At 58.9% G+C, this 23498-nt stretch carries 22 protein-coding genes and 2 pseudogenes; 19 read left to right on the top strand and 5 right to left on the bottom strand.

What is annotated here, in order from left to right; all coding sequences use genetic code 11:
• Positions 1-5: 5 nt before the first annotated feature.
• Positions 6-392, top strand: a complete 387-nt coding sequence (pcaC, locus tag H3H55_RS32115; RefSeq protein WP_193101942.1) for a 4-carboxymuconolactone decarboxylase — start codon at positions 6-8, stop codon at positions 390-392.
• Between the two features lie 164 nt (positions 393-556).
• Positions 557-1915: an MFS transporter gene (locus H3H55_RS32110; protein ID WP_193101940.1), complete on the top strand. Its 1359-nt coding sequence runs from the start codon at positions 557-559 to the stop codon at positions 1913-1915.
• Between the two features lie 57 nt (positions 1916-1972).
• Here H3H55_RS32110 and H3H55_RS32105 read toward each other — a convergent pair whose 3' ends face one another.
• Together H3H55_RS32105 and H3H55_RS32100 are read right to left on the bottom strand one after the other, a co-directional pair.
• Entirely contained in the window at positions 1973-2221 is a 249-nt protein-coding gene (locus H3H55_RS32105) for a hypothetical protein (RefSeq protein WP_048250588.1), read from the bottom strand.
• A gap of 108 nt (positions 2222-2329) precedes the next feature.
• Positions 2330-2947 (bottom strand): LysE family translocator, encoded by a 618-nt coding sequence (locus H3H55_RS32100; protein WP_129516167.1) that lies wholly within the window; start codon positions 2945-2947, stop codon positions 2330-2332.
• Positions 2948-3507: 560 nt separating this feature from the next.
• Between H3H55_RS32100 and H3H55_RS37460 the strand changes: the two are divergent.
• The 5 genes and pseudogenes from H3H55_RS37460 to qatD form a co-directional block, all read left to right on the top strand.
• Positions 3508-3777, top strand: a pseudogene (locus H3H55_RS37460) (hypothetical protein); the annotation flags it as partial.
• Positions 3778-3996: 219 nt separating this feature from the next.
• Positions 3997-5805 (top strand): P-loop NTPase fold protein, encoded by a 1809-nt coding sequence (locus tag H3H55_RS32095; RefSeq protein ID WP_226800442.1) that lies wholly within the window; start codon positions 3997-3999, stop codon positions 5803-5805.
• On the top strand, positions 5805-6689 hold the full coding sequence (locus tag H3H55_RS32090) for a hypothetical protein (protein ID WP_193101937.1): 885 nt from the start codon (positions 5805-5807) through the stop codon (positions 6687-6689). The genes H3H55_RS32095 and H3H55_RS32090 overlap by 1 nt, the downstream gene beginning before the upstream one ends.
• Positions 6686-7948, top strand: coding sequence for a Qat anti-phage system QueC-like protein QatC (qatC, locus tag H3H55_RS32085; RefSeq protein WP_193101935.1), 1263 nt, complete (start codon positions 6686-6688; stop codon positions 7946-7948). Before H3H55_RS32090 ends, qatC begins: the two co-directional genes overlap by 4 nt.
• Positions 7948-8694, top strand: coding sequence for a Qat anti-phage system TatD family nuclease QatD (qatD, locus tag H3H55_RS32080; RefSeq protein ID WP_193101933.1), 747 nt, complete (start codon positions 7948-7950; stop codon positions 8692-8694). Before qatC ends, qatD begins: the two co-directional genes overlap by 1 nt.
• Positions 8695-9144: 450 nt before the next feature.
• Here qatD and H3H55_RS37805 read toward each other — a convergent pair.
• Positions 9145-9271: pseudogene (locus H3H55_RS37805) on the bottom strand (IS3 family transposase); the annotation flags it as partial.
• 265 nt (positions 9272-9536) lie between these two features.
• Between H3H55_RS37805 and H3H55_RS32075 the strand changes: the two are divergent.
• The 5 genes from H3H55_RS32075 (at position 9537) to H3H55_RS32055 (ending at position 16934) form a co-directional block, all read left to right on the top strand.
• A complete protein-coding gene (locus tag H3H55_RS32075; protein ID WP_319022342.1) occupies positions 9537-12437 on the top strand; it encodes a type VI secretion system Vgr family protein in 2901 nt (966 codons plus the stop codon).
• 43 nt (positions 12438-12480) lie between these two features.
• Entirely contained in the window at positions 12481-14130 is a 1650-nt protein-coding gene (locus H3H55_RS37705; protein ID WP_319022341.1) for an N-acetylmuramidase domain-containing protein, read from the top strand.
• Complete coding sequence (locus tag H3H55_RS32065; RefSeq protein ID WP_193101930.1) at positions 14114-14797, top strand: hypothetical protein; 684 nt, start codon at positions 14114-14116, stop codon at positions 14795-14797. The genes H3H55_RS37705 and H3H55_RS32065 overlap by 17 nt, the downstream gene beginning before the upstream one ends.
• 671 nt (positions 14798-15468) lie before the next feature.
• A complete protein-coding gene (locus tag H3H55_RS32060) occupies positions 15469-15693 on the top strand; it encodes a 2OG-Fe dioxygenase family protein (RefSeq protein WP_226800440.1) in 225 nt (74 codons plus the stop codon).
• 5 nt (positions 15694-15698) lie between these two features.
• Entirely contained in the window at positions 15699-16934 is a 1236-nt protein-coding gene (locus tag H3H55_RS32055) for an MFS transporter (protein WP_193101928.1), read from the top strand.
• Positions 16935-17037: 103 nt separating this feature from the next.
• Here the strand turns inward: H3H55_RS32055 and H3H55_RS32050 are convergent, their stop codons facing one another.
• Positions 17038-17661, bottom strand: coding sequence for a trimeric intracellular cation channel family protein (locus H3H55_RS32050; RefSeq protein ID WP_193101926.1), 624 nt, complete (start codon positions 17659-17661; stop codon positions 17038-17040).
• Positions 17662-18175: 514 nt separating this feature from the next.
• Between H3H55_RS32050 and H3H55_RS32045 the strand changes: the two genes are divergently transcribed.
• From H3H55_RS32045 to H3H55_RS32015, 7 genes are all read left to right on the top strand, one after another.
• Positions 18176-18331 carry a hypothetical protein gene (locus H3H55_RS32045; protein ID WP_164992070.1) on the top strand — a complete coding sequence of 52 codons (156 nt, stop codon included), beginning with the start codon at positions 18176-18178 and terminating at the stop codon, positions 18329-18331.
• A 531-nt stretch (positions 18332-18862) separates the two neighbouring features.
• Positions 18863-19048: a hypothetical protein gene (locus tag H3H55_RS32040; protein ID WP_193101924.1), complete on the top strand. Its 186-nt coding sequence runs from the start codon at positions 18863-18865 to the stop codon at positions 19046-19048.
• The gene (locus H3H55_RS32035; protein WP_193101922.1) at positions 19049-19315 is read left to right on the top strand and encodes a DUF1488 domain-containing protein; all 267 of its coding nucleotides are present in this window, start codon (positions 19049-19051) and stop codon (positions 19313-19315) included.
• Between the two features lie 246 nt (positions 19316-19561).
• On the top strand, positions 19562-21160 hold the full coding sequence (locus H3H55_RS32030) for a SagB/ThcOx family dehydrogenase (protein ID WP_193101920.1): 1599 nt from the start codon (positions 19562-19564) through the stop codon (positions 21158-21160).
• 117 nt (positions 21161-21277) lie between these two features.
• Positions 21278-21526 carry a hypothetical protein gene (locus H3H55_RS32025; RefSeq protein ID WP_226800439.1) on the top strand — a complete coding sequence of 83 codons (249 nt, stop codon included), beginning with the start codon at positions 21278-21280 and terminating at the stop codon, positions 21524-21526.
• 65 nt (positions 21527-21591) lie between these two features.
• Positions 21592-22311, top strand: a complete 720-nt coding sequence (locus H3H55_RS32020) for a Crp/Fnr family transcriptional regulator (RefSeq protein WP_193101918.1) — start codon at positions 21592-21594, stop codon at positions 22309-22311.
• A 247-nt stretch (positions 22312-22558) separates the two neighbouring features.
• Entirely contained in the window at positions 22559-22762 is a 204-nt protein-coding gene (locus H3H55_RS32015) for a hypothetical protein (RefSeq protein WP_129516184.1), read from the top strand.
• 195 nt (positions 22763-22957) lie between these two features.
• Here H3H55_RS32015 and H3H55_RS32010 read toward each other — a convergent pair whose 3' ends face one another.
• Positions 22958-23380, bottom strand: a complete 423-nt coding sequence (locus H3H55_RS32010; protein ID WP_193101916.1) for a type II toxin-antitoxin system HicB family antitoxin — start codon at positions 23378-23380, stop codon at positions 22958-22960.
• Positions 23381-23498: the final 118 nt, after the last annotated feature.

Below are 23498 nucleotides of genomic sequence, written 5' to 3'. Positions count from 1 at the left end.
CTGCGATGGATGACCAGGAACGTTATGAAGCAGGGATGAAGGTGCGTCGCGCGGTGCTCGGCGACGCGCACGTCGACCGTTCGCTCGCGAACCGCACCGAGGTGACCGACGAATTCCAGAACCTGATCACGCGCTATGCATGGGGCGAGATCTGGACGCGCGACGGCCTGCCGCGCCATACGCGCAGCCTGCTGACCATCGCGATGATGGTGGCGCTGAACCGCGGCGAGGAACTGGCGCTGCATCTGCGCGCCGCGCGCAACAACGGCGTGACGCGCGACGAGATCAAGGAAGTGCTGCTGCAGACCGCGATCTATTGCGGCGTGCCGGCCGCGAATTCCGCGTTCCACCTCGCGGACAAGATCTTCAAGGAACAGGACGAGGCCGGTTAAACACCGGCAGTCACCCGATCGCGCGGCCCGCTGAAATTGGCGGGCCGTCGACGATGCAATAACGCGCCGGCAGAGCATCGGTGCGCGGCGCACCGGATGGCCGGTGCGCGAACAAGGAAAGGCGCGGCTTCGAGGTCGCGCCATATACATCAAGGAGACTCGCGATGAATCGCGCACCCGTGGTCGATGTCCAGACCTTCATCAACGAGCAGCCGTTCGGCGGCTTTCAGTGGCTCGTGTTCCTCATGTGTTTCGTGATCGTGCTGCTCGACGGCTTCGATACGGCAGCGATCGGTTTCATCGCGCCGTCGCTGCTCGGCGAATGGAACCTCACCAAGCCCGATCTCGCACCCGTGCTGAGCGCCGCGTTGTTCGGCCTCGCGTGCGGCGCGCTCGTGTCGGGCCCGCTGTCCGACCGGCTCGGGCGTCGTTCGCTGCTGCTCGGCTCGGTGTTCCTGTTCGGCGTCGCGTGTTTCGTGTCCGCCTTCTCGACCACCATCGGGCACCTGACGATCCTGCGCTTCGTCACCGGCGTCGGGCTGGGTGCGGCGATGCCGAACGCGGTCACGATGATGGGCGAGTTCTGCCCGGACAAGCGCCGCGCGACCGTGATCAACCTGATGTTCTGCGGCTTTCCGCTCGGCGCCGCGTTCGGCGGTTTCCTGGCCGCGTGGATGATTCCGCATTTCGGCTGGCGCAGCGTGCTGATGCTCGGCGGCGTGACGCCGCTGCTGCTCGGCGTGCTGTTGCTGCTGAAGATGCCGGAATCGGTGCGCTTCATGGTCGCGAGCGGCCAGGCGGTCGACAAGGTCCGCGCGACGCTCGCGCGCATCTCGCGCGACGCGCTGAACGCCGGCTCGTTCGCGCTGACCGAAGCCGCGCCGCAGACGGGCAGCAAGGGCCTCGGCGTCGTGCTGTCGCGTTCGTACATCGTCGGCTCCGTGATGCTGTGGATCGCTTACTTCATGGGCCTCGTGATCTTCTACGCGTCGATCAACTGGATGCCGATCCTGCTGAAGGATGCCGGCCTGACGCCGAAGAGCGCGACGCTGATCTCGGCGCTGTTCCCGCTCGGCGGCGTGGGCGCCGTGCTGTGCGGCGTGCTGATGGACCGTTTCAACGCGAACCGCGTGATCGCCGCGTGCTACGCGCTGACCGCCGTGAGCGTGTATGCGATCGGGCAGGCGGCCGGCAACGTCGGGCTGCTCGTGCTGGTCGTGTTCGTGGCCGGCGTGCTGATGAACACCGCGCAATCGTCGATGCCGGCGCTTGCCGCCGCGTTCTATCCGACCGAGGGGCGCGGCACCGGTGTCGCGTGGATGCTCGGCGTGGGCCGCTTCGGCGGGATCGCCGGGTCGTTCCTCGTCGCGGAGCTGACGCGCCGGCACTTCTCGTTCGCGGGGGTGTTTGCGACGATCGCCGTCGCGGGCCTGCTCGCGTGCGTCGCGCTGCTGATCAAGCAGATGGCGCGGCCGCATGGCGTCGCGCAGCCGGCCGGCAAGATCGAGTCGCTCGGGCATTGAGCGACGCGCGGGCCGGTGCGATGCGCCGGCCCGCGGTGAACGGCGCACTTCGCGCCGTTATTCTTCCGCGTCGTGTTCCTTGACGAAGTTGCGCAGATACGCGCGCAGCGCGGCCTCCCGGCCGCGATGATCGGCGAGGTTCGCGGCGCCCATCTCTTCCTCTTCACCGAACAGCGTGGGCGGCGCGCAGTAAGTGCCGACTTCGATGTTGTCGCGCAGCACGCGGATGTCGTGCGTGAGCGGGTGATACTCGGCGACCCAGTGCATCCCCTCGATGTGTTCGCCCGTCCTCAGCAATGGCTTCATCGGCGTTTCTCCCGGAAGCAGCGGCGGAACCGGCGAAGCGGCTGCGCGCGCCCGTACCAAAAGGGTACGCCTGCATCGCGTGAACCTCAACGGGCGCGCTGTGAGCGCTCACTGCGGCAGCAGATGCACGACGAGCGGATACAGCGACAGGATCAGCAGCACGGCCATCGTCACGTTGAAGATGCGCAACGCGCGGCGGTTCGACAGGACGCGCCGCAGGCCGAGGCCGAACGCGGCCCACAGGCAGATGCACGGAAAGCCGATCAGGATGAACACGACGGCCATCCACGCGGCGTTCATCCCGTAGTCGGCGGACAGGCGGACCGTCGTCGCGGCGGTCAGCACCATCATCCAGGCTTTCGGGTTGACCCACTGGAACGCGGCGGCTTCGATGAACGTCATCGGCCGCGGCTTGGCGCCGTGCGCCTTCACTTCGCCCGACGTGCCGATGCGCCACGCGAGGTACAGCAGGTACGCGACGCTGGCGGCTTCGAGGATCGTGTACAGCACCGGCATGCGCTTGAACGCTTCGCCGAGGCCGAAGCCGACGCTGAGCATCAGGATCGCGACGCCGATGCTGATGCCGAACAGGTGCGGCATCGTGCGGCGGAAACCGAAATTCACGCCGGATGCGAGCAGCATCGTGTTATTGGGGCCGGGTGTGATCGACGTGACGAGCGCGAACAGCATGCCGGCGGGCAGTGCGCTCAGGGTGAGGAATTCCATCGCGGATTCTCCATTCGGTTCGAGACTGGGATGGAGATCAGTTTAGCGACGGTTGACGGTACAGTACCGGTACAGTTGGTTTGACGATTGCCGGTACGGGGAGGGGGAGGGGGAGGGGGAGGGGGATGGGGATGGGGTGGTGTGGGTGTTGTCTCTCGGAAAAGATGTCCGCAGTCTCAATAAGTTGTCTTTGAATAAAAGACGGCGTCCGACCCGTTCGGGATGAGATCTGACTCGCTCTGCGAGAATCTGCGGGTCAATATTTGGCAGTGTGGGATTTTGACGCGTTGTTAGATCGACATCATCGTGTCGTTGTTGCCGCACTGAGGGCACTCAACCGCCACTTCACTTCGAACGCTTATCGGCAGAGGCAGGAGTCGGGGAGCGCGAACGGCAAACGCTTAAGCTATGCAAGACGTAACTCTGCCAGGCCTCCTCCAACTGCGTTCGTCTTAAGTGGCATGCCTGCGATGACATGAGCCACATATTGGCCATCCCGCCGACTGAGCTGGAAATCGTGCTTAGCGCGCCAATGCGGTTCGAGGAGCATCTCATGCGGCTCGTGCGGCATCGTGATAGTTAGGCAGCGACCACGGACTGCGAAGGGGCGTGCTATTCATCACAATTGAGGACGAATCCGGTCAAGCGAACGTCATTCTCTAGCCCGCGCTGCTGGAAAAGTACCGCCGCGAAGCTCTCGGCGTATCGCTGCTGACCGTATAGGCCTTTGGCTGGCCGAAGGTAAGGTCCGGCACCTCGTGGCGAAGCATCTTGCCGACCGCAGCGATCTACTTGGCGGGCTGCGCGTCGAATCGCACGATTTCCATTAACCCGATGCAAATCCCTTTATTTTATATAAATACAAACCCGAGGCGCCTTCACCGTCTCTATAAAGTAAAAATCTGGTATAAACGATAGCTTATGTGATTTACCGTTTATACCAAAGCATCGGATCCACAAAAAAACTTACGTGAACTCACCTAACGCTGAGCTACCGCATCGAGAGGGCCAAACCAGTGTGGCATGACAACGAAACTACCGTTGACTATTTGAACTTCGGCATCGTAGCGGATGCTTGCGCGAAGTTGCTTCAACAGACCCGCGGCGAGCCGATTTCTGTCGGGATATCCGGCGGATGGGGCGCCGGCAAGAGCTCTCTGGTGAAGATGGTGGGAGAACGTCTCGAAGGGATCAACAAGCCTGGTGATAACAGCTACGTTTTTGTCACGTTTAACCCTTGGCTTTATCAAGACTTCGATAGCGCTCGCAGCGCTCTGTTGCAGTTAGTTGGCGACAAAATTCTCGAGGAAGCCAACGACCGAGAAGGGCTGCGCGACAAGGCTGTACGCCTTCTGAAGCGCATAAACGTGCTCCGCGTCGTACAACTTGGTGGCGAGGCCGCCGCCACCTATTTGACCGGCGTTCCTATCGGGACGATTGGCAGAGCCATGAAAAGATTCGGCTTACTCGATAGTGATAAGAGTGACGAGGGCGATAAAAAGGAAGACAAGAAGGATGATGGACTTCTCAAAAAAGCGGAGCCGCTTTCTCTGCCGAACGAGATACATGAGTTTCGTTTGGCGCTCGAAGCCTTGTTGGAAGAGCTGAAAATCACGCTAGTGGTATTCGTGGATGACCTTGACCGGTGTCTGCCCAAGACAGCTATTTCCACGCTCGAATCCATCCGACTTTTGCTATTTATCAAGCGGACTGCGTTCGTTATCGCGGCCGACAACGATTTCATCAAAGGCGCAGTTCGCATTCATTTTGCCGGAACGGAAATCAAGGACGAGGTCGCGACGAACTACTTCGACAAACTGATTCAGGTTCCTCTTCATGTGCCACGGCTTGGCGTGAACGAAGCGAAAGCATACATGGCACTCTTGCTGCTGCAGAGGGAATGTCAGGACGCAAAGTTTGCAGAGGATAAATTCGCAGCCGCCAAAGACGCTGTGTCCAAAAGACTAAGAGACGCGTGGCGCGGGGATTCCGTCACACTCGACTTTTTGGAGGCGCAAGCTGCCGGCAACCAGGACATGGTCGAACTGATGCGGCTAGCCGACGGACTAGCGCCATTGCTGACGAGGTCCGGTGCAGTCGATGGGAACCCTCGCTTGATGAAGCGATTTCTCAACACGGTCTTCCTTCGCTCAAGCTTGGCTGAGCCGCAAGGAATCAAACTTGACCTTCAGGCTCTCGCAAAATGGCACCTCGTCGAACGTTGCGCCCCGACGCTTGCGACGGCGCTCGCAAACCTTGTGACATCAGAGTTTGACGGACGCGTGGAGGCGTTGAGAGTCGCTGAGGAAGGTAGTAAAGCCGGAGAGCCGCTAACAGGAATATTTGGTGTAGACGACCCATTCATACCCCAATGGCTTGGGCTTGCTCCCCCGCTCGGCGAAGTTGATCTCCGCCCTCTTCTTCACCTCAGTCGTGACACCGCAACCCGCGATTTCGGACCAGATGAACTGACTGCGGTCGGACGCGGACTACGAGATGCGCTTGCCGAGGCAACAACGCGAAATCACCCACTCGCTACAGCAATCAACACCGCTGGGTCAGTGCAAGCAGGGCTGGCACTGTCGCGTGCGTGGGCGCTTAAGTCGCCTAAGCGTGGGTGGAAGAAAGCTGAGGACGTACTGATGCTTATCGAAGTTGCCAGAGCATTCCCGGAGCATGTTGAGCAGGCCACGCGGATGCTGCTCACCGCCCCGATTAGTGACATTGGGGTCGGCATTATTCCCGAGCTCAAAGCACAGGCATGGGCCAAGGACGTACTGGATAAATGGTCGGCCCACCCTGATATCGACCAGAAGGTAAAACGCGCAATCGACCAACAGGACAAAAGGAATAACTAATGGGGACCTCAACTTCGAGCAAAGGTGGCGGCCCGCGCTCACCATTTGACCCAGAATGGCTTGAGGGGCCCGCTGTGGGCGGCGGTGACGGCGACATCAACGGCGAAGACAACGACGACAACGGTGACGGTGGAGATGGCGCCGATGAAGGAGACATCGCTGCAGACGATGATGGTCAGATGGTCGACAACGGTGCTGACGCGCTGGGAGACCCGCGGCTTCCTCCCCTGAACCCTGCGAGACGCCTCGCAGGAGCTCGCACAGCCTTAGCGGGTGCGTTGCGAGGAGGTGGTCGCGACCAAATCAAGTCGGCTGCTAGGCGTATGGTCGGGCGAGGGATGGGTGGCCCAGCCCGGGCCGCAAGAACCATGCGTGCAACCGCGCAGGGCGCGGGGGCATTGGGTCAATTCCTTACCCAAGCACGTGATGGGACAAATCCAAGAGTCGTAGATTGGGTCGCGCGCGTTCGCGCTGCGAATCTATCGGCCAACGATCTCATCTTGGAAGTGGTGCGAGAAGTCATACCCAATTCGGGAAGCGTCGATGAAGAGTCGCTTCGCAACGCGGCGACGGAAACTCTCTCTATGCTGTACGAGAGGTCCCCCGACGTGGACGTCTTCGACCTCACAGACCAGCAAATCGCAGACGTCATCGGCTTCACCGTCGCCAACGACATCTGCAATCGAATGGACCTGCTGCTCGGCCAAACCTACGAAAAGCTGAAGTACACGCCCCAGCAAGTACAAATGAACCGGAACGATGTCCGTGAATATGTCCATGGACTCGTCCGAGTGGAACTAGACACATTGGGACCGAGACCGGTAGACCCCCATGGCCTCGCGCGCGATGTCCTGTCGAAAACTCTGGAGGTATTCGGGGAATGAAAATCTTATGCACCAGCCCGGATAGCCTCCCGGCAAATCTTGAACCTGACGAGCAAGCGTTCTCGTTCTTTCGTTCGAGTCGGCGAGCAGGCGTCGGAAACATCGCCAATAACTGGAAGCGGCTGCTGAGGCGCAGAGGCTTTGCACCCAACGCGGCCACGTGGGATTTCGTTCAGTTTTGCCTCGCTGTTTGTGCGGCAGACTTAGCTTGCCTACGGGAGACAAGCGCAGATGGCTGGACTCGAGTCATCGACCTCACGGTCGGCCTGCACGAGCCGATGCGGTGGGTCGGCCTCGAAGAGCACCTGGAAAAGATGCTCAAGCTGCTGACAGGAGACTATTGGAAGCTCCACTTCATCGTCGGTGGCGAAGCACCGCCCGCAGGCAAGGTCGCAGATGTGCCTCACGATTGCGTATGCCTTCTCTCGGGAGGCCTAGACAGCTTGATCGGTGGTATCAACCTCGTGTCGCAAGGTCGCCGGCCGGTATTCGTATCCCAACTCGCTCACGACGATTCCGCTCGGCAAATCTCGTACGCTCGACGGCTTGGCGGAGCCGACTCACATTGGCAGTGGAGCCATGGCATCAATTTTCCGGGCCAACGCGAACCATCGACGCGTGCTCGGTCACTCGCCTTCTATGCGTTCGCCGTGCTCGCGGCGTCAAGATTGCAAGGGAACCGAGTTCAGGTCTACGTTCCGGAGAACGGTTTCATCTGTATCAACCCGCCTTTGGTGCCGGGCCGTGTGTCGAGCTTGAGCACGAAGACGACGCATCCTCAATTTATCTCGATGATGCAAGAGCTGCTGGATGGAGTCGGCCTCGACATCGCGCTTGAGCTGCCCTATCGATTCAAGACGAAAGGACAGATGCTTCAAGAGTGCCTCAATCAGGATCTACTCAAGGAACTGGCGAGCGACACGACGAGTTGCGGTCGGTTCCGAACCTACAATCGACAGCACTGTGGCCGATGCGTCCCGTGCATGATTCGAAAAGGTGCGTTTCATGCTTGGGGACCTGGGAAAGATGAAACGGTCTACAGACACGAATCACTTCTTGCTGCAGACAAATCGAGTGGCCCCGATGACGCCATGGCAGCAGCACTTGCGGTCCTAACCGTCAAGGAGCGGGGGCTCGACCGATTCCTCGGCGCAACTCTAGGATTTGCCCCAACGGCCGACCGAGAATCGTATCGGGACACAATGAGACGAGGCCTTTCTGAGGTCGAAGCAATTCTTCGTAGGGACGGCGTTCTCTGATGGATTTCCACTGCCACCTAGACCTCTATCCGGGCGCGAGAGCCGTCACCGATGAGGCGTCACGTCGTAACGAGTTCACGTGGCTCGTGACTACAAGCCCTCGCGCCTATGCAGCCACATCAAAGGTCCTTGGTCACGTTCCGCGCGTGCTTATCACCCCAGGGCTGCATCCTGAACTGGTCGAGCAGCGCGCGGGCGAGCTCCCTCGGTTGCTCAAGCAGATGGAGAAAGCGATGGCCGTCGGCGAGGTGGGAATGGATGGCTCCTATCGCTTCAAATCGAGCTTGCCGGCGCAACGCAAGGTGTTCGAAGCCGTCGTAACTCGGAGCAGAGAGCTCGGCGGCAAGACCCTCAGCATCCACTCCAGAGGTGCCGTGAAGGAGGTATTGCCCATCCTTCTGAAAAATCCCGGGTTCGGCACCGCCGTGCTTCATTGGTTCAGCGGAACCTTGGTCGAGGTGGAAGTTGCCCACAAAATGGGCTGCTGGTTCAGCTTGGGCCCTGCTGCGTTTGCCAGCACAGCGGGGCGTGCACTCGCTGCTAGGCTTCCCCGAGACAGAGTCGTTCCCGAAAGCGATGGTCCATTCGCGAGCGAGGGTGGCGCAACGGTTCAGCCATGGAGTATGGCCCGAACTGCGCAATTGCTCGGGTCGAGTTGGGGCTGCTCAGAATCGGAAACGCTGGCGACTCTAACGGAGAACAGTCGGAAGTTGCTTGAGCTAATGGGATGGCCGAACAATCGGTGAATTCCAGTCGTCGCCGACGTGCGGGCCCAACGACCCTCAAATACGGCGCGCACATCATCGGGAAGCGGCGCATCAAAATCGTCTGCGATAGCTGTGACTGACTGAGGCGAACAGGTTTCGGTCGGGATGTCGTGCAGACTTGATCGACGGCATTCACCGCTCAGTTCCAACGGAGTGCGCGAACGCAGGCAAGCGGTGCTTCCAAGGACATTTTTTCTGAGACGGGCAGCATGTGGTTGTCTCAAAAAAGATGTCCGCGGTCTCAATATGTTGTCTTTGAATAAAAGGCGCAATTTCAGAGGTTGTATGCGAGATCAACTCCATCCTGGAGAAACTTGTGAGTCCGGGTTCTAAGAAAGTGCATTCCGGCACAATCTTTACTCGAAGACTTCGTATCTTTACCGATTCTGTCGGACATATGTGCGTGACTCCAGCACAAACGCGAGATCTGCCAGCCGATCATCGGCGCAATCGACTCGACTGCCGCCCGCATCGACGGGGGCGCGCTACGCTGCTCGCGTACCAGGCGCACTGCGTGCTCTTGGACTTCCGGGGATAACTTGCTTGGATTCTTGTTCGTGGCTCCATTCTCTCAAGAGTTGGAGCCTCCACAAAACTCGGGGCGGTTCACTCGGCATTCTTTCAATTTTATTACGCATGTTGGACGCTACATCTTTTAGTTCAACGTTTCGGGGCGAATTGTGCGTCATTTACTGTTAAATGCATGACTCAAAATGCGCGTTCATGTAGTTTTGATAAAATTGCGGGTGACTCGCAATCGTGCTGGCTGACCGTCCCCGGTGTCGGTTCTCTGGCGGTCGAACCTGAGAGACAAGGAAAATATGATTCTCCCATCCGTCGTTCCTTCCGGATCGCAAGCGACTACGCTCTACGATTCGATACATCGGGGTTTGATGCAGCATGAACGGTTGCTCATGTTCCGCTCGCCTCTCGGGGCGCAGACGCTCATCCCCGTCCGCGCGAAGGGTCGCTCAAGAATCGGGCGAGGGTATCGCTGGGTGATCGACGTCGTTTCGCTGAGAGACGATATCGATAATCTTGAAATGGAGCATCAACCGGTCACATTATTTATCCAGCAGATCTCGGCGCCGTTTGTTGATTCAACTTATCGACCAGTTCATGGATTTGTTCACAAATTCCATACGCTCGGTCAAGATGGAAACCTGACAGTCTATCAAGTTGAATTCGAGTCAGCGCTTTTCTTTCTCGGCAAGGCAAGTAAGAACGATCAGTGGTTAAATAAAAGTGCAAAGGATATTGTTTCCGAACTGCTCGATGCTTACCCGCAGTTGGTCGGCAGAGTACGTTTTTCCCTGTCGGATGAACCACGCGTTCGATCGTATACGCGGCAAAGCGAAACGGACCTTAACTTCTTTCATCGAATTCTTGAGGATGAAGGATGGTACTTTTATTTCGAGCATGCGCCGGCTCAGTATGAAGACGATCCGCGCGTTTCTACGCTTGTTATCGTGGATCGGCTCGCTGCCCTGCCTGATGCGAAGCCAATCGAGTTTTGCCAAGGTGCAATCGGCGACGAAGTAGTAGGGCTTACGCAATGGGCGGTGACACAGACCGCACAGAGTCTTGCCTATACAACCACTTCGTTCAATTACAAGAACCCGAAGCACGATTACTCGGTGCGTAGTGACCTTGGAGAAAGTGCGATCGCATATATGACGGAGGAACGCCGTCAACAGGTGAAGCGCGAGGTTCCATATGCGCCGATGATTGTGCACGAAGCTCTCTCGTACGCGTACCCTACGGCGGAGGAGGGACGACGTCGAGCATCCAACCGCACCCAGGCATGGACGTCCGCCGCCCGCCGATACATCGGTGTCGGTGGCGTGAGGTGGCTCGACGCAGGAGCCCGCTTCACGCTCGAGCATCACACGCGGCATATGACCGTCGATCCGAGTCTTCGGGAGTTCATGGCCGTCGAGGTCGAGTGGTTCATTGAAAACAATGTGCCTGTATCCAATCACGCTGCGACGTATCCGTTGAGCCTGCAAGGCGCAATGTCCGATTTACGTCGAGAGCACGGCAGTCAATTCAGTTCACGAACCAATCCCATAGATGGTCTTGCCGGCATCTATCTGGTCAACGTGGAAGCGCAGAGAACTCACATCGAGTACCGGAGTCCGTTCGAGCACAAGAAACCAACAATGCAGACCGAGCACGCGCTCGTCAATGGTCCGGATAATGAAGAAGCATGGGCCGATGAGCGCAATCGTGTCTACGTAGTCTTTCCATGGGACCAACGCGGCGGAACTGATTTCCTGAAAACGTCACCTCCGCTGTTGGTAATGCAGGCGGATACTGGGTATGGGTACGGCGGCGTTCATGTACCGCGCAAAGAAGAGTGGGTCCTGGTTGACTATTTCCAGGGCGATTGCGATCGGCCCTATGTGCTCGGGCGCTTACCATCCCAAACAACGCCGCCGCAGTGGCACACCAACGTGCTGCTGTCGGGTCTCATGTCGAATGGCTTCGGTAAGAGCGGTGCTTACAACGCGTTCGTGCATGACGATTCCACACATCAAGGCGCTACGCGACTGACCACTTATACCGGCAAGGTTGGGAACAGCTACAGCCTGTATCACCAAGGGATTTTGGTCGACCATGCGGGCAACAACAATGCACGCGGTCGGTACCTCGGCAAAGGAGCCTTGCTGCATACGGATGATTATCTCGGCATTCGAGCGAATCGCGGCGCATACATCGGAACACACCCGAAGGCGCACAACGACGACCAGCTCGACGTCAAGGAAGCACAAGGCCAATTGATCGGGGCCGAGAGCATCGTCGAGACGCTCTCGAACGTGGGCGTTCAACACCGCGCAGATAGCCTGATAGACAGCCACGATTCGCTCAAACAGTTCACGGACGCCACCCAGCAGTCGGAGACGCCTGAGGCCGGAGGCGGTCGCACCGCAGGTGGTGGAACAGGCAGTGCAAATGCGTTCAAGAAGGCAGTTCTGCTACTCGCCAGCCCGTTCGGCATCGGTGCATCGACGCAAGACTCGCTGCACATGACGGCGGACCGCCATATAAATCTGGTCAGCGGCCTGAACACACACATTGGATCTGCGGGGGCGTTTATCGTAAATGCCGCCAAGGCGATCGGAATGTTCTCGCAGACGGCGATTAGATTGTTCACCAAGGGGCCGGTCCAGATCCAGTCCCATGATGCAAATGTTGAAGTGATTGCCAAAGCAGTTCTCAAGCTATTGGCGCAAGGTGACGTCGAGATTGCAGCAGGTGGAAAGCTGGTGCTCACAGCGGGTGGCGCGTCGATCACGCTTGAAGGCGGCAATATCCGCGGACATGCTCCCGGAACCGTCGAATTCAAGGGGGCGCAGCATTCGTTCAGCGGGCCGGCCAGCTCGCGATATTCCATCCCTCCGCTACCTGTCAGTACGTTGCCGCAAAACCTCACACACGAATATACGCAAACATTCGACGTATCATCCGTCATCGCAAATCTCGGTATCGGGCAAGCGCTCCAGGCGCAGACATATCGCATATATCTGCCGGACGGAACGCTTCACCAGCAGGGTGGCCTACTCGATGGCGAAACGGCCGCCGTTCATACGCCTACGTCAACGAAAGTGCGGTGCGAGATCGGCGGCGGTGACTGGTACACGATCGAAGATGCCTACGATCATGAAGAACAGGACGACGACACGAGCGAAAATCCGGTCGATGAACAACAGCAATCTTGACCGATTCAACTTCTGACATCTGCGAAATCGAAAGGGATATTAAGTGTCGAACTCACAACCCGCCGACGCACCGGCCCCGGCGAGCAAACCAACGCCTGCAGCTTCCGTGGTAGTCACCGTGCTCTTTCGTGACGTGCTGCGAAAACCCATCGAAGGTCTGTCCGTGCAGTTGAAGGTCGGGAAAGGCACTCCCGCCGCCCCCGCTTGGAAAACCGGTCCCGACCCAGCGACCATTCAAGACCCTCCCTCGGCGACGGGCAGCGCAGCAGCGGCGGCACCTGCATCGGCTCCAACGCCCGCTTCAGCAGCCCCCGCGTCAGCGGCGCAAGCATCGTCACCTCAGACTGCTTCGCCTGCGGCGGCATCAAGCTCGCCGACGGTGCCCGGGCAAGCATCACCGGCTAGTAAAGCCGAATCGGCCGCTCCATCCTCGCCTCCAATTTCGGACAACAAGGCGGAAGTAACCACCGACAAGGATGGTTTTGCTGTAACGATTACCAATGCGGCCCGTAACCAGCCGATCGATGTGTTCGTCAAGAATCGCCGCGGGGAGTACGCCTGGAAGACTCAAATTGTTCCAAAGAAGGATATCAGCGCGTTCACCATCGTCAGTCCCGAATATCACCTGGAGGCGACCACGCAACTCACGCCGAAGGATGAGTTCGAGCAGAACCTGAGTCTTCCGGTTGTCAAGGAGGGGGAGGTTATGACGATCGAGAGACTAGTTAGTGTGTTTGGTCCGTACATTGGTTGGACTCAGAAAGTAACGGAGCAAGGGCGCGTCAAGAAAGACATGCCCAAAAAGGTCAAAGAGGTTTCCGTTGACCAAAAAACACACAAAAAGAAAACTTCGATTACGATCGAGCACCACTACAAAGTAGTGGAAACCGGCAAGCCGCACACAGTCGCGCTAAGCGTTTTTGGGTCGCGACTCAATTATCCGAATCCAGAGTTTTTTTCGGATGCACAGTATCAACGCATGGCGACTGAGCTTAATGTCGAAATTGCTGCAATCAAGGCACTCGTACAGCAAGAGTCCCAAGGCAAGCCATTTTTAGAGAATGGACTGCCGCCTATACTGTATGAGCGGCGCCATTTTCATGAGCTTTCCGTTGCAAAGATAGAAAAGGAGCAAGCCAAGAAGGAAGCGGAGGAAGCGAAGAAAATAGAAGAGGAAGAGAAGAAAAAAGAGGCGGAGGCGGAAGCAAAGGCGAAGGCTGCGGGCGTGAAGTATGTAAAGCCAGCTGCCGGACATAAAAAAAAGGCACCGCCTAAGAAGAAAGCGCCACCGGCGAACCCATATCCAAATTATCCTGATTTGTGCTGGCCCAACGGGGATGATTACGGCGGGGATAACCTCCACCAGTACGAGAAATTGGCTCGAGCCGCGGTCCTTGATTTCGACACCGCAATAATGGCGTGCTCGTGGGGCGGGTTTCAGATTCTAGGAGAATATTATTCGTCGTGTGGGTGCGCAACCCCTTCTGAATTTGCTGATAAATTCATGTCAGGAACAGACGGGCAGATGGAGATATTTATCTTGTTCATGAAAAACTTAAAGCGTGCCGGCGTTGATGGATTGAGAAATCATAATTGGGAGCAGGTCGCGACGTCGTATAATGGTGGCAGCTGGCGCACGAAGAATCCTCATTATGCTGAAAATCTCGGGAAATTCTATGAGCAATTTAAGTAAGTTTGTTGTGCTAGGCTTGGTCGCCATTTTTTTGCCGCGATTCGCCTTGGCCGGAGAGGCAATCATATTCAATGAGCCAAGTCTTATCGGGTTTCGTGATGGGGAAGTGATTTCCGGTGTTTATGATTCTCGGAATGAGAAATTTTCGTGTAGTTTTTTGTTTGCGGAGGATACTGGCGAGAAAAAGACAGCGAATGTTGACGGTTATACCGAAACACCGATTCTTACTTTTGTTATTGGCGAAAAGTCTCCAGAATTTTCAGATAGGGATAAGGTTTTTGATATTAAGGCTGATTTGTATAGGCGGGATAATGAATGGGTGATTCAGACCAGGTCGGCGCAGGCTGGTTGTGAGAATGCGACAGGGACGTTCGTATTTGATTTGAAGGATTTTCGGGCGGTCACGTACTATGTAACTAAAGAGGTGCCTGCCATTGGAATTCGAATCGTAAAGGGCAAAGCGGTTTTTTTCGACAATCATAACGGGAATTTTCTTGCTAAGAAATCCTATCTTGTGGATCGCGATGCAGTGGTTGTACTAAAAGCCCAGGGAGAATATTCATATATTCGTTACGTCGGCACAGGGCCGAAATTCGAGGGTCGCGTAACCTTCGGCTGGTTGCGCTCGAAAGATTTGGTTGATCCATTTCCTCACGGAACCAAGTAGGACTGGTGAGAGCCATCAGGCATTAGTCCCTGCAAGCTGCTTGGCCTCGGGCGAATTTAGCTCGACCGCCAGATTGCGCTGCCCGGGTAACGGCTACCGATCGTGCGCCGCAGCATCAGCCGCCAACTTTCGTAGCCGACCCTCGCCAACCGTTGGAAGTTTCCTTGCCATGAACGGCGGTTTCTAAGGTTCATCGGCCATGCAGAGCCACACATCGCACGAATTGCGATGATTGCCTTACCGATACTGTCCGGTGCGTGGAGTCGTCCAGCGCAGCTCATCCCCGGTGGACGCTCACGCGCTCTGCGCAGTGTCGAGCTGAGCCTCGTCAGGCAACAATTGCGACGTTTCAGCAGCGGCGACTCAGATCTGGCTGTGGTGATCGAGGCTGTGTCGAGTTTCGAAGCCATCCGATTTCGGAATGTCGTTTCATCCAAATGCGGACTGAAGGCTTAACGTCTAAGCGTTAGGCTTTACCGCAAGACCCGCGCGCGCTAGCCCTTTCAAAAGATCCCGTGTTGCACTCGGCGAACGCATATCGATGTAACGAACTTCAGTGAGCGCGCTAAGTATAGGGGTGCGCTACCGCTGGACGACCAGGTCATTGCCGAACAGGCGCCGTCAGCCCAACCACGTCCGGGATTCACCAGGACGAGCCTGCGTGAGTCTTCATGCATTTCATCGACAGTGGCAATATCCGGCCGGTGGTGTCGGAGATCCACGCGTCGAAAGGCTCGACCGTACCGTTGCTCGCGCAACCATTGACGAATTTCCTCGATACCGTGATCGTGAACGACGCCGTGCTCTATCACAGCGCCAACGCCGTCCGGCAAGCGAATCCGGACGAACTCGCGTTCCGGGACATGCTGCTGATTTCCTTTTCTTCAGCGAGATGACTTTCATGAAATCCGAGCTGGTTCTAGAAAAACGCGTTTCATCCTCATTGACGCAGTTGTACGCCTGGCTGTCGTTCAAGACGATCTCCGATATCAGTTCGACGATGATCAGCATCGTGCTGGCGACGTACGCGCTGGAGGTCACGGGATCCGCCGCGCTGCTGGGCCTGACGATGGCATCGCGCCTGCTCGGCGCGGTCGCGGGAGGCGCGGCGGTGCCGCGTCTGCGCAGGTTCTCCCGCCGCACGCTGATCTTCTCGGCCGAAGCCGGCAGCGCACTGGCGATCGGCGTGCTGGCCGTATCGCCGCGTGACGCCGACACGGCGCTTATCTATTTCGTGCCGTTCTTTATCGGCTTGTTCCAGGGCATGTACCGGGTGTCGATCATGTCCGAGGTGCCGGAAATGGTCGGGCAGGAAGGGCGGCATCGCTTCAACGCGATCCTGAGCGCGACCGACGGCGTGTCGGTGGTCGGCGGCAGTCTGATCGCCTCGGTCGTCACGCAATATCTGGCTTACAAGAGCGTATTCCTGATCGATTCGATCACGTTTGCGATTTCCGCCATCGCGTTTCTGATGCTGGTGAGCAACATGCCGCGCCGGCAACACGCGGCGGAGGCAACACAGGCTTCCGCCGCCGGGGCGGCATCAGGCGCGGCGTGTTATCTGTCGGCTGTCGTAATGCTGGTGATCGGCGCGCGCTTCGTCGAGGCGTTCGGCTCGGGTACGCACAACGTCGGTTTTCCGATCAGGTCGCAGTTGTTCGACGCGAATCATCCCGCGTTTCTGTATGGCTGGCTGATGGCGGTGTGGGGCGTCGGCCGGCTCGTTTCCGCAGCTGTGACGCCGCGCTTGCTGGAGCGCCTCGAACTGCGCCGCCAGCCGCTCGAGCCGTACTTCATCGGGTTGCTGATCCTGACTTTCGCGTGTTTCCTCGGCGTGTTTGAAGTGCGGACGATGGTCGGCATGTTGGGCTTCGTGTTGTTGGCCGGCATTTTCGACGCGGCCACGGAGACGGTCTACTACTCGTTGCTGCAATCGACGCCCACGGCGTCACGTGATCGCGTGATCGGTGTGTCGTACGTCGCGGAACGCGTGGGGCTCGGGCTGGGAATGCTGGCGGTCGGGTTCGTGTTTTCGCGGCTGGGAACGGATGTCACAGCATTGCTGTTCTACTGCGGATCCATCGCACTGGCCGGCCTGGCATTCCTGGGCGTCAAAAGACGCCTGGCGCGGGGGTGAGCGGGTCGGCCGACAGACTGATTCCGTGCATCATGCTCCGACGGGAATCGTCCGGAGCATGATGTACGGTTTGTCGTTGGCTCTCGCTCGCGATACGTCGTCTTTATCCGAGCTGCGCGCGCGGCAGATGCCAGCCATAACGTACGGCGGTGAGCCGCAGCGCAAAGCAGGCGATGCCCGCACCCATTGCCGCAACGACAGGCGGCAATCCTGCCCGGCGACCAGCGACGACGAGCGCTCCGCCGACGAACGCCGCGCTCGCGTATATGTCGCTGACCAGAACCATCGGCACACGCGCGAGCAAAAGGTCGCGCACGACACCACCGCCGACGCCCGTCACGGTGCCCATCAGCGCCGCGATGAATGGACCGATCCCGTATTCGACCGCTTTCTGCGCGCCGGCGACCGCAAACAACGCGAGCCCGGCCGCGTCGAGCGCGATAAGAATGTGGTCGGGAATGCCGAGGATTTGCGCGTGAGACACGAAGGTGACGAGCCCCATCGTGAACGCCAGCGCGGGATAGCGCCAGTCACGGATCGCGCTCGGCGGCGCGGCACCGATCAACAGGTCGCGGACGACGCCGCCACCGAGCGCGACGGTGAACGCGATGACCATCACGCCGAGCAGATCGAGGCCGCCGCGCATTGCGGCGACCGCGCCTTCGATAGCGAACACGGCCGTGCCAGCCAGGTCGGCTGCGAGAACGAGCTTCGTTGTAGTTTTCATCGAGCGCAGAAGAGGAGAGCCCGCGCAAGCGCGCGGACGTTGTAGCGCCACCGGTTTCCGAGTCAGGCCGTTGGCGAGGCACGCTGATGGCTACGAGGCGTTCCCCGATGCCGAGCCGGGTCCCGGAATATCGGTGGTGGTCAAACGAATCGTACGTGAATCGAATCCGGAACTCGACGCGACTGAGCCCCTTGAACTGCAGGTTGAGCCGATCGTGATTGTACGTGTGGCATGCGCGGGCTTCGCAAGGCGAGACGGGGTGGGCTACGTAGTGAGCCACGATGAGGCGCCTGCCGACGGGAAGTCAGCAGAAGCCGACCAAAGGCAGGCCCTTTTTGTCTGGCGTACTTGGAAATCGACCGGAACCGAAGCGACGCTGGCGGCCTCCACTCGACCGCCCGGCCAGAGAACCGCAGATTGTTCTCCTGAGGGCCAGAAGCCAGCCCGGACGCTGGTTTCCGTGAGTGCATCACCTACAATGTAAAGATGGTCGCGACCTGGTAAGGAGGCTGCCATGACTCAGTCAATGATTAGCTTTGTGGTTGGCCTGGCGGTCGTATTGGCCATCGCGGTGATGCTGGCGGCACGTTATCTGCGCGACCACAAGGGCGAAGGGATGGCTCAGTGGCTCGATGCACATCACATGGGGTGGATGCACCACAGGCATTGATGGCGCGATCGACGAAGCGGTTCCGATCCCGCGCTGCAGAGCGGTCACGACAGTTGCGCGCCGCGTCGAACCCGTCGCCGCGCGCACTGCGCTTCATCGGGTCGTGTGGCCGTGAAATACGTCGGCCGGCGCCAGCCATGTCCGGGTTGATGACACGCGTGTGGCGCAAGACGGATCGCGCCGCTCGTGTCGCTGATGCGAGATAGCGCTTGCGTGGCCGTGATATAGGGCGCATTCTCATGAGGTTCGAGGTGCGCGACCGGTCGTTTTGTTTCGACTCCTTACGCTTCCCCCAGTCCGCACGGCTGCGCAGAAAGCTCACCCCAACGATCCCGCGCGCGAACGTCGAAGCTGCGAACTTCGCGCGTCAACCCGGCCTCGCCATGAGGCTCGATCCGGTAGTTCAGTGCGCAACAGAGGCCGTCGGCGGCAAGCCCGCGGGTAAGTCGTCCGTGCGCCCTGCAGGGCGGACGACGAAATTCGGTCGCCGCGACGGTCCTGACATTTGAAATTCACTTTTCGGGAACCGGCATGCCCAAGCAAACCGAACGGAAGTCAGCCACGCCCGTCAGGCACAACGATTATGTTGACGCACAAAAGTCTCGTGCGTTGGCCCTGAAGCGCGCGGACATCGAGCGTGCGGAAAAGCGGCGCGAAAATGACGCGCGCATCAACGTCAACGCGAGCAAGTGGCGTTATATCTGCCAGGAGGGTTAGATGGGGAAAAGCGACGCGACACTCAACTTTCCTAATCCCAGTCGCACCTACGACATGTCCAGACACTGCGTGTGCTTCTGGGGTTACGACAATTCTCGCGAGATTACGTTTCTGGTCGACGATACGATGCTGGCGAAGCTGAATTCCGACCTGGATTCCAGCGAGCCCGCGTTGCTGGCGGCGTTCGACCGCAACCGCGACCGGATCCTGGGACTCGCCAGGGAACTGTACAAGGGCGGTGCCCAGAACAGGTACATGATCTCGTGAGAGCGGCCATCGTTTGCGCACGCAACCGACATGCGCCTTCCTGCTGACCTGCATTATCCGAAGGTAGTTGTCTGCTGCTGTCTGGACTGCTGATCGTTCGGCCCGAATGCCTTCGAAGACATCTGAAGGGCGGTTGACGTGCCGGAAACGCGCACCGGATCCACGGCGTGATGACGGCCGTGCTGCAACGTCGAGCCATCCGGTTTGCACAGTCGCGTGTGCGGGTACTCCGGGGCTGAGGCGGACATGGATCGGTCAAAGCACGCACTGCTTGAGTATCACGAACGCAGCAAGCATCGTCTCGACGGCTACGCTCCTGGCCCCGGGAGGCTCGACTGGGCCACCCAGCCGGACCCGTTCCGGGTGTTTCACGGCGCCCCGCGCGTGGATCTGCCGTTAGCCGCGGACACCCTGGCCACGCGCTACAACGCGTTACGTTGCGGCAACCTGCCGCCCGCGCGCGGTTTCGATCTATCCAGTCTGGCAATCCTGTTCGAACTCTCACTCGGCTTGTCAGGGTGGAAATCCTATGGCGCCCAGCGGTGGGCACTGCGCTGCAACCCTTCGAGCGGAAATCTGCATCCGACCGAGGGTTATCTTCTGTGTCCGGCGCTGCCCGGCTTGTCCGCAGGCGTCTACCACTACCTGAGCCGGGATCATGCGCTTGAACATCGCGCCGCGGTGGACGAGCCGCAATGGACCGAGGCGTTTTCGGAAAGTGGTGTCCTGGTCGGCATAAGCTCGATCCACTGGCGCGAAGCGTGGAAGTATGGCGTGCGCGCCTGGCGCTACTGCCAACAGGATTGCGGCCATGTCATCGCTGCGATGAGTTACGCCGCAGCAGCGCTCGGCTGGCAGACGCGATTGCTGGAGGCGGCCGCGGATGATGCAGTGGCTGGCTTGCTTGGAGTAGGCCGCCGCGAAGATTTCATGGAAGCCGAACCGGAGGCGCCGGATCTTTTGCTCTGGATCGGTAACCCCGAGACGCGACCCGATCTCGACAGCATGCGGATCGCTTTGGACAGCGCACGGTGGCACGGACGCGCCAATCAGCTGAGTTCGGGACATGTGTCGTGGCCGGACATCGATTCGATTCATCGCGTCACACACAAGCCCCGTACTCACGAACCACCGTCGCAGAATCCGGAGCAGTGTCCAGCGCCGGCGACGCCAGCCCTCGATCTCGGCTTTGCACGAATCGCCCGACAGCGTCGCAGCGCCGTGAATTTCGATGGCACGACGCGCATCGGCGACGCGGCTTTTTTCGGCATGCTGACGTGCCTGCTGACCCATCCCGGCACACCGCCGTGGGATGTGCTGATGTCTCCTGTCGCCGTGCATGTGGCGCTATTGGTGCACCGCGTCGACGGTCTGGAGCCTGGCCTCTATATGCTCGTCAGAACCCCGGGCGCACTGCCGGATCTCAAGCGATCCCTGCGTCCGGAATGGTTGTGGCAAAAAACCGGGCCGGACCATCTGCCGCTCTATCTTCTGCTGCCTTATGATTTGCGCGCGGTGGCAAGGTTGATTTGCTGCCACCAGGATATCGGCGCTGATTCCTGCTTTGCGGTTGGAATGATCGCGAGATTCGAAATCGCGTTGAAGCAACCATGGCGTTATCGCCATCTGTTCTGGGAATGCGGGATGCTTGGCCAAGCGCTCTACCTCGAAGCAGAAGCCGCCGGCGTGCGCGCGACGGGGATCGGCTGCTTTTTCGATGATGAAATGCACGCATTGCTCGGCGCGAAGGATCATGTCTGGCAATCCCTGTATCACTTCACCGTCGGTGGCGCGGTGGACGATCCACGTCTGTCGTCATTTCCGCCGTACGAGATTCAGCCTTGACGCAAAAGCCCGTGCGTTGATGCTGGCGCGGGGGTATCCGCAGGGTCGTCCGTGCCGGCTTCCCGGTGACCTGTCCGGATTCGACCGCATCCGTTCGATTTCAACCAGAGTGCTAGGATGATTGAACACACGCAGAACGTCATCATGGACGATTTCACATTCAGTACCAAAACACACTTCGCACGCATTCGTGTGATGGAATCCGCGCGTGGTTTGTACCGAGGTTATGTGTATCTGCGCCGCACCGATGAGGGGCCGAATGAGGATCCCCCATACCAGACCGAATCCGATCGGGAGCAGTACGATCTCGCGCTCGAAGACGCCAAGATCCTCGCGCAACGTCTGCTTCGCGAGTTCGCGTCCTGAGCCGATGACGCTTCTTGGCGTCGAGTCGACTTCGGTGGAGGCCGCAACCACTGCAGGAGTGACCTATGTCGGGGCAGCCCTCTCCGATTGAAAACCATCTGCTCGCCGCTTTATCGGCAGACGATCTGACGCATATTTCTCCGCAGCTCGTGTTGGTCGACATGCCGTTGGGAAAGGTGCTGTACGAGTCGGGTGGTGCGCTCAGTCATGTCTATTTCCCGACGACAGCCATCGTCTCGCTGTTGTACGTGATGGAGGACGGATCGTCAGCCGAGATTGCCATCGTCGGCAACGACGGCGTGATCGGCATCGCGCTGTTCATGGGGGGCGAAACAACCCCGAGCCGTGCGATCGTGCAAAGCGCGGGGCACGCGTACCGGCTCGATGCACGCATCCTGAAAGGCGAGTTCCGTCGAGGCGGTGCGATGCAGCGGCTGTTGCTGCGCTACACCCAGGCGCTCATCACGCAGATGGCGCAAACAGCCGTATGCAATCGACATCACTCGATCGATCAGCAGCTCTGCCGATGGCTGCTGCTCAGCCTCGATCGCCTGCCATCGAGCGAACTGAAAATGACGCAGGAGTTGATCGCCAACATGCTCGGTGTCCGACGATCGGGCGTGACGGAAGCTGCGCTGAAACTTCAGGATGCCGGGTTGATCCGCTACAACTATGGGCACATCGAGGTACTGGATCGCACCGGGCTCGAAAAGCGTGTGTGTGAATGCTACAGCGTGGTCAGGCGAGAGTTCGACCGCCTGCTTCCTGATTTGAAACACCTGTAGAGCCGGCACCGAGGTCAGGCGCCTGTCCATGTCACCCGGTCCGTACGGCAGCGTACCGACTGCCGACGCCCGCGGGCGCATGGTGGTGCATGACGCACAGACTGCAGATCGGCCGCAGGCTTCATGGAGATGAGTACGCCGTGATCGAAGGGGCCGTTGCGATCCGTATCGCTTGCGCGGTTTTATCCCGATTCGGGCGGCGCAAGCCAATCCATGACGAAACGCGGTTTCTTGACGGAGCCTGTTGATGAACGATCACCCGAAACGAGAGAAGAATTCGCAGGACGGACAACAAGAACAGGCGGAGGCACGCGCGACCGACGATGGTATGCCCGTTGTCCATCCGGAGCAGCGAAGAGGCCACCCCCTTACGTGGAAAGCCGTCACAGCCAGGAAACGTATTTCCGATGCAAGGAAACGCCTGGGCATGGGTTTTCTGTCGAACCAGTAACGTACACGTAGCAAAACTCCGCGATCTCATACAGAACGTGGAGCCGCCCCAGCAAGGCGGAACTCGAAGCCGGCAAAACGCCGGCTTTTTACTTTGGCACGTCGCTCGTTACGTCGAGCGGCACCTGCAACGCGCTCCCGAATCGGTGAAGCGATGCAAGCCGGGCAGATGAATCCGCCGAGTCGCGTTCGTTAACTAAGCCAAGACCAGTTCGTGGCACGAGGACTGCGATGCGTGTACGCCTATTCCGTTCGTACACTCGGCCACCAACGTTTCGCGGCTTATGTGGCGCGATTTCGCCACGGCATCGATTTTTTCCACGAGCGCCTTGGGGAGGCATAACAAGACCAGCACCGAACACGACGTCGGCCGGGCAATATCGATGAACCTCCAGATGCCCTCGCCGTCGTCGATACACGACGCCTGCAATGCCGCCATGTCCGTTGTCGGGCTGGGGATGAGGCGCGCGCATTGGTCATACAGCGCATCGACCCGCTCGTTTGCCGCGTTTGCCAACTCGCTGTACGAGTCGCCCTCCACGTGCACGCCAGGAAAATCCGGCAGCCATCCGCGATAGCCTGAGCCTTCCTGCCGGGTGATGAAAACGGGGTATTCCACGATCAGCTCCGGGATGCCTGTGTGACATCGATCATTGTTTGTCCCGGGGCCGCGCGTGTCGGTACGCTAGAGAACGATCTGCCGGAATTCGCTCTGATGCAGGCAGGGTCCGCATCCC

This window comes from Burkholderia sp. Z1, from assembly GCF_014893795.1.
In the GTDB taxonomy this organism is placed as follows: domain Bacteria; phylum Pseudomonadota; class Gammaproteobacteria; order Burkholderiales; family Burkholderiaceae; genus Burkholderia; species Burkholderia theae.
Note: the sequence above shows the minus strand (reverse complement) of the source record. Positions and strands in the feature narration are given on the sequence as shown.